Source organism: Janthinobacterium sp. TND4EL3 (genome assembly GCF_900156175.1).
Taxonomy (GTDB): Bacteria; Pseudomonadota; Gammaproteobacteria; order Burkholderiales; family Burkholderiaceae_D; genus Janthinobacterium.
On the sequence record NZ_FTMV01000006.1, the window covers coordinates 51,069 to 67,882 of the forward strand.

Below are 16,814 nucleotides of genomic sequence, written 5' to 3' on the forward strand. Positions count from 1 at the left end.
CCCCGCGGCGGAAAGCACGGATAATAGCGCCTAACTCATAAGCACAGTATTGGATTACCTCATGGAAATTAAAGTCAACTTTCTCGACAAGCTGCGTCTCGAAGCCAAGTTCGACGATTTTACGGTCATTGCCGACCAGCCCATCCGCTACAAGGGCGATGGCTCGGCGCCTGGCCCGTTCGACTACTTTTTGGCCTCATCGGCACTGTGTGCCGCGTACTTCGTGAAGTTGTATTGCAATACACGCAATATTTCCACCGAAAACATCCGTCTGTCGCAGAACAACATCGTCGATCCGGAAAACCGCTACAAGCAGATTTTCAAGATCCAGGTCGAGTTGCCGGAAGATATCTCCGCCAAGGACCGCCAGGGCATCCTGCGCTCGATCGAGCGTTGCACGGTAAAAAAAGTGGTACAGGAGGGGCCAGAATTCGTCATCGAAGAAGTCGCGAATCTGGATGCCGATGCGCAATCCTTGCTGATGCTCAATCCAGCCGGCGCAGCGCATACCTTCATTGCAGGCAAGGATCTGCCGCTGGAGCAGACCATCGCCAATATGTCGGGCGTGCTGGCGAACCTGGGCATCAAGATTGAAATCGCCTCGTGGCGCAACATCGTGCCCAATGTGTGGTCGCTGCATGTCCGCGACGCGCACTCGCCCATGTGCTTTACCAATGGCAAGGGCGCGAGCAAGGAAAGCGCGCTGGCCTCGGCCCTGGGCGAGTACATCGAACGTCTCAGCAACAACCATTTCTACGCGGGCGCGTACTGGGGCGAGGACATCGCCAACGCGGATTTTGTCCATTACCCGAACGAGCGCTGGTTCAAGCCGGGCCGCAAGGATGCGCTGCCCAAGGAAATCCTCGATGCATACAGCCTGGGCATCTACGACCCTGATGGCGAGCTGCGCGGTTCGCACCTGATCGACACCAATTCCGGCAATGCGGAGCGCGGCATCTGCTCGCTGCCATACGTGCGCCAGTCCGACGGCGAGACCGTGTATTTCCCGTCCAACCTGATTGAAAACCTGTATGTCAGCAATGGCATGAGCGCCGGCAATACGCTGGCCGAAGCGCAGGTGCAATGCCTGTCAGAAATTTTCGAGCGGGCCGTCAAGCGCGAAATCATCGAAGGCGAGATCGCCCTGCCCGACGTGCCGCAGGAAGTGCTGGCGAAATATCCGGGCATCGTGGCCGGCATCGCCGGCCTGGAAGAACAGGGCTTCCCCGTGCTGGTCAAGGATGCGTCGCTGGGCGGCGTGTATCCGCTGATGTGCGTCACCCTGATGAACCCGCGCACGGGCGGCGTGTTCGCCTCGTTCGGCGCACACCCGAGCTTTGAGGTGGCGCTCGAGCGCAGCCTGACGGAATTGCTGCAGGGCCGCAGCTTCGAAGGCTTGAACGACTTGCCGCAGCCGACGTTTGCCAGCGAAGCCGTCACCGAGCCGAACAACTTCGTCGAACACTTCATCGATTCGAGCGGCATCGTCTCGTGGCGCTTCTTCAGCGCGAAGGCCGATTACGATTTTGTCGAGTGGGATTTTTCCGGCCACGGCGAAAACTCGAATGCCGAGGAAGCGGCGACCCTGTTCGGCATCCTCGCCGGCATGGGCAAGGAAGCGTACACGGCCGTGTATGACCAGCTGGGCGCCGTCGCCTGCCGTATCCTCGTGCCCGGTTACTCGGAAGTGTATCCGGTCGAAGATTTGATCTGGGACAATACCAACAAGGCGCTGCTGTTCCGCGCCGACATCCTGAACCTGCATCAGCTGGACGACGCCCGCCTGGAAGACCTGCTCGACCGGCTGGAAAACAGCGAGCTCGACGAGTACGGCGACATCGCCACCCTGATCGGCATCGAGTTTGACGAAAACACGGTGTGGGGCCAGCTGACGACCCTGGAATTGAAGCTGCTGATTCATCTCGCCTTGCAGCAATTCGAGGAAGCGAAGGAACTGGTGGAAACCTTCCTGCAGTACAACGACAACACGGTCGAGCGCAAGCTGTTCTATCAAGCCTTGAACGTGGTGCTGGAAGTGGAACTCGATGACGAGCTGGAACTGGACGACTACGTCGTCAATTTCCGCCGCATGTATGGCGACGCCCGCATGGACGCGGCGCTGGGCTCGGTGGACGGCAGCGTGCGCTTCTTCGGCCTGACCCCGACCAGCATGCAGCTGGAAGGCCTGGACCGGCACGAGCGCCTGATCGACAGCTTCAAGAAACTGCACGCGGCGCGCGCCAGGGCGGCTGCCGCCTGACCTGGGAGCGATACCATGGCGGCACTGGAATTCTGGTTGGATTTCGGCAGCAACTACAGCTACTTGAGCGCCATGCGCATCGAAGCGCTGGCGCGCGAAAAGCAGGTCCATGTGATCTGGAAACCCTTCTTGCTGGGCGTCGTCTTCAAGGCGCTGGGCTGGGAGACGTCGCCCTTCGTCCTGCAAAAACTCAAGGGCGACTACACATGGCGCGACATGGCGCGCCAGTGCGAAAAGTATGGCTTGCCATGGCGGCAACCGGGCGCATTCCCCCGCACGGCCCTGCTGCCCATGCGCGTGGCGCTGATCGGCGCGGACCAGGGATGGATTGCGCCCTTTGCGCGCCGCATGATGACGATGAATTTTGCCGCGGACCGCGATATCGACAACATCGCGGCCGTCAGCGAGGCCTTGGAGGAACTGGGCCTCGATGCACGCGCCATCCTGGCGCTGGCTTTGACACAGGACAACAAGCTGCGCCTGCGTCGCCAGACTGAGCAGGCACAAGCGCTCAAGCTGTTCGGCGCCCCCAGCTTCATCAGTGACGGTGAACTATTCTGGGGCAACGACCGGCTCGACGATGCGCTGGCGCATGCCGCCGCCCGCCCCTGACAGTCATCAGCCCGCCAGCGCCGCCATCTCCTTCTGCATGTTCTCGATGGCCCGCTCGTTGTACTGGTCGGCGAAATACGCGTCGCCGAACAGCTGGCCCGCCTGCGCCTTGGCGCACAGGTGCTGCAGGGCCAGGCCCCGCTGCTGCTTGAAGCGCGCGGGGTCCACGTGCGCATATTCGCGGCCGATCGCTTGCGTGTAGGCCTGGTACACCTCATCGTCCTGCCCCAGGATGGCCAGGTCGGCGCTGAGCATGGCGTCTTTCAGCGCATGGCTGATGCCGGGTCCCTGGAAGTGGTCCGTGACGCGGATCAATTGCGCCACATCAATGTTATCGTCCGCATCGAGGCCGCTGGCCAGCCACAGCTGGGCGCTCGCCTCTTCGCTCGAATACAGGGCTTCTTCGTCGTGGCTGTAGACGGCGTCGTGGAACCAGAACGCCTTCTTCACCAGCGCGCTGTCGCGTTTCGAGGCATACGTGTTGTCGGCCCACACGCGGATCTCGGACAGGCCGTGCACCAGGTGGTCGAGGTTGTGATAGTGGCGGTCCGCGCCGCCGTAGGCCTGCGGCCCCGTCAGGTGCGCGAACCAGTGATCCGCCAGCGCGATGCCGGCCTGCGAGGCGGCGGCATAGTTCCACAGCGCTTCCCACTCCTTGCGCAGGCAGTCGAGTATCCACGCGTGGTAGGCGGGGCCGGGGACGAATTTCTTCATGGTCCAGTTCCAGCCGACCGGGCCTTCCAGCGCCTTGACGAAGCTGGAGCTGACGGAGCCGAGGTCGCGCGGCGGCATGACGAAGATGGTCTTGGCACCCTGCAACACGTCCACATTCGTTTGCTGGATCAGGTTTTCATAGTCGAAATCGGCCGTCGTGCGGATGCCGCGTATCAGGTAGTCGCAGCCGTGTTTTTTCGCCGCGCGCGCCGTGTAGTCGCCCTTGACGATGACCACCTGCACATTGTCCCAGCCGCACTCGCGCGCGCTCTGTTCGATGATGCGCTTGCGGTCTTCGGCGGGGAACTGCGGTTTCTTGGCGGGGTTTTGCGACAGGAACACGATCACCTCGTCGGCAAGCGAACGCGCCTCGCCGATCACCCACATGTGGCCGTTGGTGATGGGGTCGAGGGTTCCTGAAAATCCGATTCTCTGCATGCTGCGCTCCGTGGTCTGGTTCTGCTTGTTTCGCAGACAATATAGGGCCACGGCGCGCGCGTCAATGCAACATGCCAAAGATCATGATCAAAACGCTATTTCTTCACGGCTTGCGGGAATTCCACGCGCACGCACAGGCCGCCCAGGCGTTCTGATTTATCGAGCACCAGGCGCGCGCCATGGCGTTCGGCGATGGCCTTGATGATGGCCAGCCCCAGGCCGCTGCCGTTGGCGTCCGTGCCGGGCACGCGGTAGAAGCGGCTGAAGACGCGCTCGCGCTCCTCGGGCGGGATGCCGGGGCCGCTGTCTTCCACCGATAAGGTCACGCCGACGGGGCTGGCGCGCAGGTCGATGTCGACCGTGCCGCCCTGCGGCGTGTACTTGATGGCGTTGTCGACCAGGTTGCGCAGCATGATGTTGAGCGCGTCGGCCTGGCCGGCGACGCTGGCCGCATCCATGTGGTGCAGGCCCAGGTCGATCTTGCGCGCCTGCGCAATGCCGGCCATGTCGCCCAGCGCGCGCTTGACGACGTCGTTCAAGTCCACCGCCTGCAGCTGGTCGCCGCTGGCGGCGCTGGCCTCCTGGCGGGCCAGCACCAGCAGCTGCTCGACCAGGCGCGTGGCCCGCTCGATGCCGGCGCTGACGCGGCTGATCGCCAGGCTGCGCTTTTCCTGCGATTCGGCCCGCTCCAGGCTCAAGACCTGCAGTTTCAGGGCCGCCAGCGGCGTGCGCAGTTCATGCGCGGCGTCGGCGACGAAATGCTGCTGCGCGTCGAACGCCGTCTTGACGCGGCCGAACAGCAAATTGAGTTCATGCACGAGGGGCCGCACTTCGTCGGGCAAGCCCGCTTCCGAGACGGGCGACAAATCGTCCGCCTGGCGCGCCGCCACCTGCTTGCGCACGCGCGAGACGGGCGCCAGCGAACCGCTGACGACCCACCAGACGACGAGCATCAGGATAGGCGCCATCAGGGCGATGGGACCGACCGTGCGCAGCGCCAGGCTGCCGGCCATGCGCTTCCTGACGGCCATGTCCTGGGCGATCTGCACGGTCTGGGAACTGGTTTGCACGGAAAAGATGCGGTAGGTGGTGCCGTTGGCCTTCACGTTGGAAAAGCCCAGCACGGCGCGCTGCGGCAATTCCGCGCGCGTGATCGAACGGAACACCTGCACGCCGTCCGGGGTCCACACCTGCACCACCATGTCATTGTTGACGGGGTCGGCCGGCAAGGCTTGCGCGTGGTTGGCCAGCGGCGCGCCCGAGCGCAGCGACAGGGCCATCTGCTGCATGTGATAGTCGAAGATCTGGTCGGCGTCGTACAGGGCGCTGCGGTAGGCGATCGACGCTTGCGCCAGGGCCGCCATGATGATGGCCGCCAGCAGAAACCACAGCAGGCGGCCGCGCAGCGAGTGCGTCACCGTGACCTTCATCCTCATGCCTTGGGCACCATGTAGCCGAGGCCGCGCACGTTCTGGATCAAGTCGCTGCCGAGCTTCTTGCGCAAGCCGTGGATATACACTTCGACGGCGTTGCTGTTGACTTCATCCTTCCAGCTGTACAGCTTTTCTTCCAGCTGCGCGCGCGACAGCACGATGCCGGGACGCGCGATCAGTGCTTCGAGCACGGCCCATTCCCGCGCCGACAGGTTGACGGGATGGCCATCGGCGATCACTTCGCGCGTCAGCGGGTTGATGGAGACGCCCTGGTGCTCGAAGACCGGCTCCGGCCGGCCCGAGGCGCGCCGCAGCAGGGCGCGGATGCGCGCCAGCAGTTCGTCGAGGTCATACGGTTTTAATACGTAATCGTCGGCGCCCGCGTCCAGGCCCGCGATGCGCTGCTCGACGGCGTCGCGCGCCGTGGCGACCAGCACGGGCGTATCGAGCTTGCGCAAGCGCATCGAGCGCAGCACGTCGAGGCCATCCTTGCGCGGCAAGCCCAGGTCCAGCAGCACCAGGTCATAGGTCTGCGTCTGCAGGGCCGTGTCGGCCATGTCGCCATCCTTGACCCAGTCCACCGCGTAATGCTCGGCGCGCAGCAGGTCGAGCACCACCTCGCCGATCATCGTATCGTCTTCCACCAGCAACAGCCGCATGCCCTACTCCTTCATATTTACTGATTATCCGACCTGGCATCCTGTGCCAGATCAACCGAGGCGCACGGGAATAAAAATCTTGTCCGGGCCGCGCTGTATCAGCAAGGCCACCGACTTGGCGGATTTCTCGACCACGTCGCGCACCTGCTCGACCGTGTTGACGGGACGGCCATTGACCGACAATAGCACGTCACCCGGCTGCACGCCGGCATTCGCCGCCGCACCGCCCGCGTCTTCCACCAGCAGGCCGGCGCTGATGCCCGCCTCGCGTTTTTCATCCGATTGTAACGGACGCAGGGCCAGGCCCAGCTTTACCTTGCCGGCGGCGCTGTCGCTCTTCGCCACTTCGGCCACCTTGTCGGCCGCATTGCCCAGCGTGGCCGTCAGGGTGACGATCTTGCCGTCACGCCAGACATCCATGCTGATCTTGTCGCCTGGCAAGGACGTGCCCACCAGCGCCGGCAAGTCGGCCGAGCCGATGATGCGCTGGCCATTCACCTTGCGCACCACGTCGCCCGATTTCAGGCCCGCCTTGTCGGCCGGGCTGCCCCGCTCGACATTGGCCACCAGCGCGCCTTCCGGCGTGGCCAGCTTGAACGAGTCGGCAAAGCCCTGGTTGACTTCCTGCACCGTCACGCCCAGCTTGGCGTGGCTGGCCTTGCCCGTGGCAACGATCTGGTCCTTGATGCGGCCGGCCAGGTCGATGGGGATGGCGAACGACAGGCCCTGGAAGCCGCCCGTCTGGCTGTAGATCTGCGAATTGATGCCGACCACTTCGCCACGCGTGTTGAACAGGGGGCCGCCCGAGTTGCCGGGGTTGACCGCCACGTCCGTCTGGATGAAGGGCACGTTGCTGTCATCGGGCAGGGAACGGCCCTTGGCGCTGACGACGCCCGCCGTCACCGTGCTGTCGAAGCCATACGGCGAACCGATGGCCAGCACCCACTCGCCCACTTTCAGGTCGCTCGAATGGCCGAGCGGCACGACGGGCAGGTTGTTGGCGTCGATCTTCAGCACGGCGATATCGGTCTTCGGATCCGTGCCGAGCACCTTGGCGCGGAATTCGCGGCGGTCATTGAGCTTGACGGTCACTTCGCGCGCATCGCGCACCACGTGGGCATTGGTCATGATGACGCCGTCGGGGCTGACGATGAAGCCGGAACCGAGGCCGTGCGTGGGCACGTCGCGCCCGCCCCGCTGTCCGCCCTGCGGGCCCTGGAAGCGGCGGAAGAATTCGAAGAAGGGGTCGTTGCCGAAATCGTCGTTGCCGGCCTGGGCCGAGGGGTCGTAGGCCACCTTGGTGCTGCCCGTGACGCTGATATTGACGACGGCCGGGCTGTTGCGCGCGGCGATCTGGCTAAAGTCGGGCAAGGCCACCAGCGGCGCGCCAGCGGCGGCGGGCGCCACGGCAGCGGCCACGGGAGCCGAAGCAACGGCGGCGGCATTCGCGCCGGCATTGTTCTGATGCACCACCATGGCGCCGCCGGCGCCCAGCACACCGATCGCGGCCAGCGCGGCTACGGTGCGTTTGATGTTCAGGGATGCGGTTTTCGTTTGCTTTTCCATGAATTGCTCCTCATTCAATGAGATTTTGATGTATGCAATAGTGGGCCACGAGTCTTAGGCAGTGCTTAACATTTTTCCATTTGGAAACAGGCATTTGCGCCTTTAAGCATCGCTTAATCTTGCGTTCCGCACGCGCATCGCATGGCGGGCTATGGAAGGGCATACCGGGCCTGGACGTGACACTGGCCGGATCAACCGGCCAGTATTTTACTGCATGCAAAGGGGCTGTCCGGGCGCCCGGGGGGCGCCGCGATCAGATCAGGCCGCCTGGCGCTGTTCCAGCGTGCTGACGGTGGCGGCGGAAATGGTCCCGCTGCCGGTGCCGATCTCGATCTTGCGCGGTTTCAGCGCTTCCGGCACTTCCCGCACGAGGTCGATGGTCAGCATGCCGTTCTCAAACGTGGCGCCCGTGACCTTCACGTGGTTGGCCAGCTGGAAACGCTGTTCGAAATCGCGGGCAGCGATGCCGCGGTGCAAGAACGTGCGCTCGACGCCATCTTTCTGCTTGCGGCCCGTGACGTGCAGCGAGTCGCGTTCGGTGATGATGTCGATCTCTTCGCGCGAGAAGCCGGCCAATGCCATCACGATCCGGTATTTATCTTCCGACACCAGTTCGATGTTGTATGGGGGATAGCTCGGTTGCGCATCGGCGCGCTGTTCGTTGAGCAGCTGTGCCAGGCGGTCGAAGCCGATGGCGGAACGGTACAGGGGAGCAAGGTCAAAAGTACGCATGATAAATATCCTTTTCAAATAAAGCGATAAGAGGGGCGGACCTCACCGTGAGCATCCGCTTGCTACCAATCTAAGGACGATCAAGCGGCCTTCAAGGCCTTGAAATTGGCGCAACACGCCCCAGACGGAGCCAAATTTGTAAGAAATTTTTACAGAGTGCTAGACTCGGCCTTTGCCCTCCACGAAGCCGCCCCGTCCCATGCCTTGTTCCCGTGCCGTCCTGTCCTTGTCCTTCTCCTTTCTCGTTTCCGCAGTGGCCCAGGCCGCCTCGCCCATGGCTCCCCCCATCGTGCTGCATGTCGATGCCAGCAACGTGGCGCAGCAACTGTTCAGCATCCGCGCAAGCATTCCCGCCGCGCCCGGCAAGCTGACCCTGCTGTATCCGCAATGGGTACCGGGCAACCACGGCCCCAGCGGCCCGCTGAACCAGCTGGCCGGCCTGCGCCTGTCCGCCAATGGCCAGCCCCTGGAGTGGCGGCGCGATCCCGTCAACATGTTCGCCTTCCACCTCGACGTGCCGGCCGGTGCCACGGCCGTGGAAGCGCAATACCAGTTCCTCTCGCCCGTCGACACGAGCCAGGGCCGCATCACCATGACGGGCGCCATGCTGGGCGTGCAATGGCATGCGATGACACTGTATCCGGCCGGGCGCGCCGCGCGCGACATCCTCGTGCAGCCGAGCCTGAGCCTGCCCGCCGGCTGGGAATTTGCCAGCGCCCTGGAAGTGCGCGCGCGGGCGGCCACGCCGGCCGGCCAGCAAGTCGATTTCGAGCCGCTGGACCTCGACACCCTGGTCGACTCGCCCGTCTTTGCCGGACGCCACTTCGAACGCATCGACCTCGATCCCGGCGCCAGTGTCCCCGTGCACCTGAACGTGATGGCCGACAGCGCCGACAGCCTGGAAGCGACGCCGCAGCAAGTCGAGCAACACCGCGCCATGCTGCAGCAAGCCTATAAACTGTTCGGCGCGCGCCATTACCGCCACTATGATTTCCTGCTGGCCCTGAGCGACGAGTTCGGCGGCATCGGCCGCGAACACCTGCAATCGAGCGAAAACGGCGTCAAGCCCGGTTATTTCAGCGAGTGGGACAAGAACGAGGCGGGCCGCGTGCTGCTGCCGCACGAGCTGGTGCACTCGTGGAACGGCAAGTTCCGCCGCCCCGCCGGCCAGGACACGCCGGACTTCAACACGCCGCTGCAGAACAGCCTGCTGTGGGTCTACGAAGGCCAGACGCAATACTGGGGCAATGTGCTGGCGGCCCGCTCCGGCCTGGTGGCCCCGGCCCACATGCGCGACCTGTTCGCTGCGACGGCCGCCCATTACGACGTGATGCCGGGGCGCAGCTGGCGCACCATGCAGGACACGACGAACGACCCCATCATCAATGGCCGGCGCCCCATCGCCTGGAGCAGCTGGCAGCGCGACGAGGATTACTATATGGAAGGCGCGCTGGTCTGGCTCGACGTCGACACCACCATCCGGCAACTGTCGGGCGAGCGCCGCTCGCTGGACGACTTCGCGCGCAGTTTCTTTGGCGTGCAGGACGGCAGCACGACGCCCCTGCCCTACACCTTCGAGGACGTGGTGGCGGCCCTGAACGCCGTGCAGCCGCACGACTGGACCACCTTTTTGCGCACGCGCCTCGACGGCCACGGCCCCGGCGCACCGCTGGACGGCCTGGCCCGTGCCGGCTGGAAACTCGTCTACCGCGACGCGCCCACGCCGTTCATGAAAGCCAATGAAGAGCGCAGCAAGGGCACGGACCTGACGTACTCGCTGGGCTTGACGATCGACAAGGATGGCAAGCTGGGCAAGCTGCTGTGGGACGGCCCCGCCTTCAAGGCGGGCTTGTCGGGCAATACGACCTTGCTCGCCGTCAATGGCACGGCTTACACACCCAAGCTGCTGAAGGCGGCCATCCAGGCGGCCAAGACGAGCCCGCAACCGATCAACTTGCTAGTCAGAAAGGGCAAGCAATTCCAGACGGTGGCGCTCGACTACCACGGCGGCTTGCGCTACCCGCAGCTCGAGCGCATCGCCGGCACGCGCGACCGCCTGTCGGCCATCCTGCAGGCGCGCTGAGGCGGGGATAAGCATGGCGATTTTGCGCCGCGCCCCCCATGCGGGGCCGGTTTTTGGTGTATGCTGGCGGCATGAACAATGACACCGACATCCAGCTCAGCGGCCCCTTCAAGGCCACCGACGGCTCCGGCCGTGCCCACGACATCAAGGCCATCCGCATCTTTGACGAAGGCTACGGCATCATCGACGTCTACGTCGATTTCGCCGCCCCGCTCGAAGCGGGCGCGTACAAGGACAAGACCCTGGTCGGCCACATCCTGGCCCGCCTGCGCAGCCTCGGCTACGTGGGCCCCGACTTCGGCCATGGCGACCTGGGCTTGCAAGACAAGAAACTGATCGTCCTGGAAGCGCCCGAGGAATTTTCCGCCTTTGCAGTCAGCAAAGGCTGGAAGGATCTTTCGGCAGAATTCGACGAAGACTGAGCCTTCAAGCTATCAGCACCATCTGCGCCGTACCCGCATCTCGCCGGTACGGCGTTTTTCATGCGCGACAATTTGGTTCAGCTTAGTTGATATAGCGCGCGCTCCAGGCGGCGATCACATTGGCGACATAGGCCGCATCATTGCGCCCCGTCAATAAGTGGTCGGCATCGTCGAGCGAGACGAAGCTTTTCGGGTGCTTGGCGGCCGTAAAGATATCCATCGCGTTCGACAGGCTTACCGTCGTGTCGTTCGGCGCGTGCATCACCAGCAGGGCGCGGCGCAGGCCGGCGATGTGCTCTTTCAGACTGTGGCTGCCCGCGTCGTCGACGAATTGCTGGCGAATGCGGAAGGGCCGCCCTTCCAGCTGCACCAGCGCCTCGCCCTCGGCGGCGATTTGTTCCAGGTGCTCGCTGAACATGCGCGTGACATACGCGGGCGTGCTCGGTGCGGCCAGGGTGGCAATGGCGGTCGCTTCCGGCACGTGCGCGGCTGCGGCCAGCACGGCGGCGCCACCCAGGCTGTGGCCGATCAGCAATTGCGGCGCAGCATGTTTTGCCCGCAGGAAATCGGCGGCAGCGATCAAATCGTCCACATTCGACGAGAAATTCGTGGCGGCAAACTCGCCTTCGCTGGCGCCCAGTCCCGTGAAGTCGAAGCGCAGCACGGCGATGCCGTGTTCCGTCAAGCCTTGCGCGATGCGCCGCGCGGCCAGCACGTCCTTGCCGCAAGTAAAACAGTGGGCGAACAGCGCGTAGGCGCGGATGGCGCCGTCGGGCGCATCGAGCCGCGCCGCCAGCACATGGCCGTGGGCGCCGGGAAAATCTTGCCGGGTGGATTTCATTTTCTCAGATCAAAGCTGCCGCACAGGGCGGCCGATGGCGCATTGTAGCGCCGCCCGGCCGCCGCCTGTTTTAAGCACGCTTGGGAATATCCACGCCCCTGGCAACGGCGGGCCTGGCCAGGAAGGCGTCCAGAACGCGCCGCACGTTCGGGAAATCGTTAAAACCGACGAGCTCGCCGGCGCCATAGAAGCCCACCAGGCAGCGCACCCACGGGAAGATGGCGATGTCGGCAATCGTGTACTGGCTGCCCATGATCCAGTCGCGGCCCTGCAGGCGCTGCTCGAGCACGCCCAGCAGACGCCTCGCTTCGCCCAGGTAGCGTTCGAGCGGACGCTTGTCTTCGTATTCCTTGCCGGCGAATTTGTGGAAGAAACCCACCTGGCCGAACATGGGGCCGACGCCGCCCATCTGGAACATCAGCCACTGGATGGTTTCATAGCGCAAGGCCGCGTCCTGCGGCAGGAACTTGCCCGTCTTTTCCGCCAGGTACAGCAGGATGGCACCCGACTCGAACAGGGCCAGCGGCTGGCCAGCCGGACCATCCGGGTCGAGGATGGCGGGAATCTTGTTGTTCGGATTGAGGGACAGGAAGGCGGGCGACAGCTGGTCGTTCTGCTCGAAGCTGACCAGGTGCGGCTCGTATGGGAGACCCAGCTCTTCCAGCAGGATGGACACCTTGATGCCGTTCGGCGTCGGCAGCGAGTACAGCTGCAGGCGCTCGGGGTGCAGGGCCGGCCATTTGCGGGTGATGGGGAAGTCGGAAAGTTGGGACATGAAAATCCTTATTGAGTGTATGACGTGGCGCAAGAAAGCAAGTATAGCCAAGCATGGCAATGTGCGTTGCGCGGCCATCGCCACTGCCGGCGTCACTGCGTGCGCTGGCCCAACAGGCTCACCGCCTTGCTCAGCACGACATCCTCGCCTGCGGCCAGGCTTTCCCTGGTGGCACGCACCTCGACATCGGGGAAAATGCCCACACCCACGAATTCCCGCCCATCAGGATAGGTATCGCGCTTGGCACAAATCCGTCCGTAGCCGCCGCCGGGTAAATACACAAGGATGGGCTGGCCCGTGCTTCCGCCTGTCGCCTCGCCTATCTTTACTCCCCTCTGCAATGTATCGAAGGAAACAAGAAAATCCTCTGCCGCTGAAAACGTAGCGGCGCCTGTCAGCACCGCCACCGGACCGTCAAAAACGCGCTCGCGCGAATAGTGCGCTTCACTGCCCTTGCCGCCCATAGCTTTCCATACAATATGCGCCCCGTCGTTGCGGGTAAACCCATTATCGCTTCGCACATAGCTTTTCGAAAACGGTATCGGCTTCTGGGTCAGATAACTGAGAATATCTGCACCGAACTGCGTCGAACCTCCGCCATTTTTCCGGATATCGAGCACCAGCGCCTTGGCCTGCAGGATGTCAGGCAAAACCTTTTTCAATTTCCTCACGCCTTCATCGCTCTCAAAATGATCGAGAGACAGATAGGCTATACGTCCTGGCAACATCTTGAAATTAAAGACTTCTTTCTTGTCAATGTCGGCATGCTCCGACCTGGCGATGACTTCAATACGCTCCAGCCCGGCCATATTGCGCAAGCCCAGCGTGACTGGCCTGTCCGCATCGCCCGCCAGGAGCTGATAGCCGTAGGTACGCAGTTGACGATCTTGCTCCGTCGAACTACTCACCAAGGGCAGTATGTATTGTTTCGCGTAATCCTGAACCGGTATGCCGTCGATGGTCAGCACTTCATCGCCAAGCGCAAGCCGGGCCTTCAGCGAAGGGCTATGAATTTCTGCTATGAGCACTTTGCCATCCAGCATGACGGTGCGCAGCGGCGGCCTGGCATACAACTTCTTGCCGAGCTCTGGCGGCGCATAAATATTCGTGTGGCCGTCCCTGAGCAAGGGCGCCAGTTGCGACAGCACGCGGTAATATTCTTCCGTCGTTGCGGCCGCGATCACCTTGCCCAGATATTCCAGGTAGACCTTGTTCCAGTCGAGCTCCGGCACGTGGTCGAAATAGACGAAACTGTCCCTGACCTGGTGCCAGAATTGCGAAAGCCCCGCCACCCGCTCTTCGACGCTCAAGGTGGCGGCATAAGGGTACGTGGCCTCGGATGACCATAGCTGGGTAGGGATGGCGGCAACGGACAGTATCTTTTGCACGCGCGGCTCATCTGCCATCTTTGCCAGGCTGGGCCTGTCTTTCATCACGTTCAGCAGTACCGGCGTCCAGCTTATGTCGTTGATTTCCTGCAAAGTTTTGGCCGCCTTGTCTTGCTGCTTCAGTTTGCCATACGTTTCGGCCAGGTCCAGCCGCAGATTAAATCCGCAAAATTGCAGGTACGTATTACCGGCCGCCAGATCACGCACCTCCGGCCTGTCCAGGTAGACGAGGATGGCTTCCAGCGCCCGCGCATATTTTTTCAGCGCTGCCGGGTCATCCCTGGCGTTGACAATGATGTTGAAAGCGCTTTCCCGCAAAGATTGCACCTGCTCATAGCTTGCCATGGCCGTATGCGGAGACGGCTGATGAGCGGCACGCGCCGGAGTCTGACAGGACAAGAGTAGCAATACCAGCAGCCGTAGCAGTTTCATATTTCCCCAAAGATATCATCACGCCTTCTGGCCAGGTATTTTACAGGGGCAGGCAGTATCAATTCTCCCCATTTATCACGGGAAAGCCAGAGCAAAACAGGCAGGCCAGGCATGCAGGAATGCCCCCTCGTTCAGCCAAACAAACCATGCAAAAACCAGCGCGGCGCGGCGTCTTCGCCGCTGCCGGCGATGCGTTCGCGGTAGACCCAGTAATGGGCGTGGTCGAGGCCTTCCGCAATAAAATAATCGCGCGCCTGCGACTGGCCCCACCAGCCCGCCTCGATGCGCTCGGCCACGGACACCATTTTCAGGGGCGAGCCATAGAAGGGCCGGTGCTCGCGCATCAGGAGGGCGATGGGCTGGGCCAGCAGCCAGCCGGGACGGGGCATGCCGGGCAAGCCGGGCGGCAAGTCGGGCAGCGCGTTTTTTCCAGCCGGCTTGGTCGGCAGCGGCAGCCACCGGTTGGCCGCTTCGGGGCGGTAATCGGCGCGCGGCGCGGCCTGCAGGACATTGTCCATGCCCAGGCGCGCCACCAGCAATTCCAGCAGGCGCTGGCGCTCCTGCGGCGTGCCGCCCGGCTCGGGGAACAGGCTCTCGCTGGGCGGCGCCATCGGCTGCACCTGCAGCGCTTCCAGGCTCAAGCCGATCACGGGCGCGTCCAGCACCAGCTGCGCCAGGCGCTCCTTGAGCAAACGCAACAGATGCTCGTCGCGCCAGACGGCTTCCCCCAAGGCCAGGTCGATGACGGTGGGCGGGCGCGCCACCCTGCCCCGCTCATGCGCCAGCAGCAACTGGATGCGCTCGACGGCGAATTGCCGCGCGCACAGCCAGCCCGTCATCTGCTGCAGCAAGCGGCGCGCGCCGAACAGCAGCGCGTCAGCGTGCTCGACGCGGTCGAACAGTTCCAGGCTGGCGCGGAACGTGGGCGGTGCTTCCAGCCACGCGTACAGTTCCGTGCTGTGGCCATGCGCGTCGTCGAACATGGCCAGCAAGGCTGCGCCGCAGCGGCGCTGCAAGCCGGGCCGGGGCAAGTGGCGCAGCTGCCCCAGGGTGCGGCAGCCGATGCCGTCCAGCCAGTCCAGCCAGGGGCGCGCGGGCGGCAGCAGGGCGCACGGCAGGCCGTCGAGGCGGCGCACCAGGCTGGCCATGCCCAGCACGCGCCCCCGGCGCGTGGCGGCGCGCGCCAGCAGCCAGGCGCCGCGCGCCGTGGGGGCGCACGACAGCTGGGCCGTGTAGCCGAGCGCGCGCAAGCTGGCCGCGATGTGCCGGCACAGGGCGCGCACGCCGCCGAACAGGCGCAGGCTGGCGCCCGCGTCGACGAGCAGGGTCGCTTCCTCGCCCTGCGCCACCAGCGGCGAATATTGCAGCAGCGCCAGCGCCACCGCCTGCAGGGCCTGCGCTTCCAGCTCGGGCGAGCGTTCGTGCAAACGCGCCTGCGGCGCCAGCATCAGCGCACCGGCGCGGCGCATGCCGGGCCGGATGCCGGCCGCCAACGCCAGCGGCGACAGGGCCATCACTTGCTCCTGCTCCAGTACTACGCCGAGGCTGTCAGCCGACCAGCGCGGGCAAAATACTTCGAGCGGGAGCCGGGGCAGGTACAGGCCGATCCAGAGTCGCATGGCGCAGCAATAAAGAAGGAGGTTGCAGGGGCAGGAACAACGGCGCGTCGCGCTGCGGTCCCCGGCGCTTGATGAAGCCGATCTCGATGCCGCCGGCGGCCGGGCGCACGGACAGGCGCAAGGGCGCGGGCGACGCATCCTGCGCGCCGTGCAAGGGGCGCAGCATGCAGAACAGGGTGTTGCCCGACTGCGCCGCCAGATGCAGCCGGCGCAGGCTGTCGGCGCGTACGTGCGATTGCCAGAACAGCAGGGCGCCGCACGTGCCGCTGCGCAAGATGTTTTCTGCCGCCCACAAGGCATCCTTGCTGCCGGCGCTCTTGAGCCACAACAATTGCGATGGCGCCAGGCCCTGCGCGGCCAGGGCCAGCGCCTGCGGCGGATGGGGCGGCTGCAGCAGCACGATGGGCAAGCCCGGCAGCTGCGCCAGCGCGGGCGCCAGCAGCCGCAATTCGCCGCTGCCCGGCTGCTGCACCAGCAGATCGATGAGGCTGCCGCTGGGCCAGCCACCGCCGGGCAGCTGCGCCGACAGGGCGGCAAAGCCCGTGTCCAGGCAGCGCGCGGCGCCCTGGCCCAGCTGCGATGCGCGCCATAAAGACGGATGCAAGGCTTCCGGTGACGCCATCAATTCGGAATGTTGCATAATTGAATATGAAGATGAATACTGTATGCATATACAGTACTATCCAGCCCCGCTTTTGGCAAGACTTATCTGCCAGATGGCGTGCCCGGGGCCGCTTCGCCATGTCCGAAAAACCCCGTTTCTGGCATCGATTGCTGTACCATAAGCACTCTCCTTACCGCTCGGGAATGCACCGGGCGGCTTCCTCCGTCCATAAGGAA

General features: G+C 63.9%; 14 protein-coding genes. 4 read left to right on the top strand and 10 right to left on the bottom strand.

Annotated features, from left to right (window positions below; all coding sequences use genetic code 11):
- The first annotated feature begins 61 nt into the window (after positions 1-61).
- Both BXA07_RS11305 and BXA07_RS11310 read left to right on the top strand, forming a co-directional pair.
- Positions 62-2,260 (top strand): OsmC domain/YcaO domain-containing protein, encoded by a 2,199-nt coding sequence (locus tag BXA07_RS11305; RefSeq protein ID WP_076568044.1) that lies wholly within the window; start codon positions 62-64, stop codon positions 2,258-2,260.
- A 15-nt stretch (positions 2,261-2,275) separates the two neighbouring features.
- The gene (locus BXA07_RS11310) at positions 2,276-2,872 is read left to right on the top strand and encodes a 2-hydroxychromene-2-carboxylate isomerase (RefSeq protein WP_076568045.1); all 597 of its coding nucleotides are present in this window, start codon (positions 2,276-2,278) and stop codon (positions 2,870-2,872) included.
- A gap of 6 nt (positions 2,873-2,878) precedes the next feature.
- On the opposite strand, the gene coaD is transcribed toward BXA07_RS11310, so the two are convergent.
- The 5 genes from coaD to BXA07_RS11335 form a co-directional block, all read right to left on the bottom strand.
- Entirely contained in the window at positions 2,879-4,024 is a 1,146-nt protein-coding gene (gene coaD / locus BXA07_RS11315) for a pantetheine-phosphate adenylyltransferase (protein ID WP_076568046.1), read from the bottom strand.
- A 95-nt stretch (positions 4,025-4,119) separates the two neighbouring features.
- Positions 4,120-5,454: an ATP-binding protein gene (locus tag BXA07_RS11320; protein WP_076568047.1), complete on the bottom strand. Its 1,335-nt coding sequence runs from the start codon at positions 5,452-5,454 to the stop codon at positions 4,120-4,122.
- Between the two features lie 2 nt (positions 5,455-5,456).
- On the bottom strand, positions 5,457-6,116 hold the full coding sequence (locus BXA07_RS11325) for a response regulator (protein WP_076568048.1): 660 nt from the start codon (positions 6,114-6,116) through the stop codon (positions 5,457-5,459).
- 51 nt (positions 6,117-6,167) lie between these two features.
- Positions 6,168-7,682, bottom strand: coding sequence for a Do family serine endopeptidase (locus BXA07_RS11330; protein WP_076568221.1), 1,515 nt, complete (start codon positions 7,680-7,682; stop codon positions 6,168-6,170).
- A gap of 258 nt (positions 7,683-7,940) precedes the next feature.
- A complete protein-coding gene (locus BXA07_RS11335; protein ID WP_076568049.1) occupies positions 7,941-8,414 on the bottom strand; it encodes an Hsp20 family protein in 474 nt (157 codons plus the stop codon).
- 199 nt (positions 8,415-8,613) lie between these two features.
- Here BXA07_RS11335 and BXA07_RS11340 point away from each other — a divergent pair, with 199 nt between their 5' ends.
- Both BXA07_RS11340 and BXA07_RS11345 read left to right on the top strand, forming a co-directional pair.
- Complete coding sequence (locus BXA07_RS11340) at positions 8,614-10,497, top strand: M61 family metallopeptidase (RefSeq protein ID WP_076568050.1); 1,884 nt, start codon at positions 8,614-8,616, stop codon at positions 10,495-10,497.
- Positions 10,498-10,568: 71 nt separating this feature from the next.
- Positions 10,569-10,919, top strand: coding sequence for a hypothetical protein (locus tag BXA07_RS11345; RefSeq protein WP_034783462.1), 351 nt, complete (start codon positions 10,569-10,571; stop codon positions 10,917-10,919).
- A gap of 82 nt (positions 10,920-11,001) precedes the next feature.
- On the opposite strand, the gene BXA07_RS11350 is transcribed toward BXA07_RS11345, so the two are convergent.
- The 5 genes from BXA07_RS11350 to imuA form a co-directional block, all read right to left on the bottom strand.
- Positions 11,002-11,760 (bottom strand): alpha/beta hydrolase family protein, encoded by a 759-nt coding sequence (locus BXA07_RS11350; protein ID WP_076568051.1) that lies wholly within the window; start codon positions 11,758-11,760, stop codon positions 11,002-11,004.
- Positions 11,761-11,830: 70 nt separating this feature from the next.
- Positions 11,831-12,535, bottom strand: coding sequence for a glutathione S-transferase N-terminal domain-containing protein (locus tag BXA07_RS11355; protein WP_076568052.1), 705 nt, complete (start codon positions 12,533-12,535; stop codon positions 11,831-11,833).
- Between the two features lie 92 nt (positions 12,536-12,627).
- A complete protein-coding gene (locus BXA07_RS11360; RefSeq protein ID WP_170909648.1) occupies positions 12,628-14,268 on the bottom strand; it encodes a S41 family peptidase in 1,641 nt (546 codons plus the stop codon).
- 218 nt (positions 14,269-14,486) lie between these two features.
- Positions 14,487-15,974 (bottom strand): Y-family DNA polymerase, encoded by a 1,488-nt coding sequence (locus BXA07_RS11365; RefSeq protein WP_076568054.1) that lies wholly within the window; start codon positions 15,972-15,974, stop codon positions 14,487-14,489.
- Positions 15,904-16,614 (bottom strand): translesion DNA synthesis-associated protein ImuA, encoded by a 711-nt coding sequence (gene imuA / locus BXA07_RS11370; RefSeq protein WP_070310954.1) that lies wholly within the window; start codon positions 16,612-16,614, stop codon positions 15,904-15,906. Before imuA ends, BXA07_RS11365 begins: the two co-directional genes overlap by 71 nt.
- Positions 16,615-16,814: the final 200 nt, after the last annotated feature.

Coding starts and splice junctions, on each gene's coding strand:
- BXA07_RS11305 (WP_076568044.1), top strand. CDS start 62: ATGGAAATTAAAGTCAACTTTCTCGACAAGCTGCGTCTCGAAGCCAAG.
- BXA07_RS11310 (WP_076568045.1), top strand. CDS start 2,276: ATGGCGGCACTGGAATTCTGGTTGGATTTCGGCAGCAACTACAGCTAC.
- coaD (WP_076568046.1), bottom strand. CDS start 4,024: ATGCAGAGAATCGGATTTTCAGGAACCCTCGACCCCATCACCAACGGC.
- BXA07_RS11320 (WP_076568047.1), bottom strand. CDS start 5,454: ATGAAGGTCACGGTGACGCACTCGCTGCGCGGCCGCCTGCTGTGGTTT.
- BXA07_RS11325 (WP_076568048.1), bottom strand. CDS start 6,116: ATGCGGCTGTTGCTGGTGGAAGACGATACGATGATCGGCGAGGTGGTG.
- BXA07_RS11330 (WP_076568221.1), bottom strand. CDS start 7,682: ATGGAAAAGCAAACGAAAACCGCATCCCTGAACATCAAACGCACCGTA.
- BXA07_RS11335 (WP_076568049.1), bottom strand. CDS start 8,414: ATGCGTACTTTTGACCTTGCTCCCCTGTACCGTTCCGCCATCGGCTTC.
- BXA07_RS11340 (WP_076568050.1), top strand. CDS start 8,614: ATGCCTTGTTCCCGTGCCGTCCTGTCCTTGTCCTTCTCCTTTCTCGTT.
- BXA07_RS11345 (WP_034783462.1), top strand. CDS start 10,569: ATGAACAATGACACCGACATCCAGCTCAGCGGCCCCTTCAAGGCCACC.
- BXA07_RS11350 (WP_076568051.1), bottom strand. CDS start 11,760: ATGAAATCCACCCGGCAAGATTTTCCCGGCGCCCACGGCCATGTGCTG.
- BXA07_RS11355 (WP_076568052.1), bottom strand. CDS start 12,535: ATGTCCCAACTTTCCGACTTCCCCATCACCCGCAAATGGCCGGCCCTG.
- BXA07_RS11360 (WP_170909648.1), bottom strand. CDS start 14,268: ATGGCAAGCTATGAGCAGGTGCAATCTTTGCGGGAAAGCGCTTTCAAC.
- BXA07_RS11365 (WP_076568054.1), bottom strand. CDS start 15,974: ATGCGACTCTGGATCGGCCTGTACCTGCCCCGGCTCCCGCTCGAAGTA.
- imuA (WP_070310954.1), bottom strand. CDS start 16,614: ATGCAACATTCCGAATTGATGGCGTCACCGGAAGCCTTGCATCCGTCT.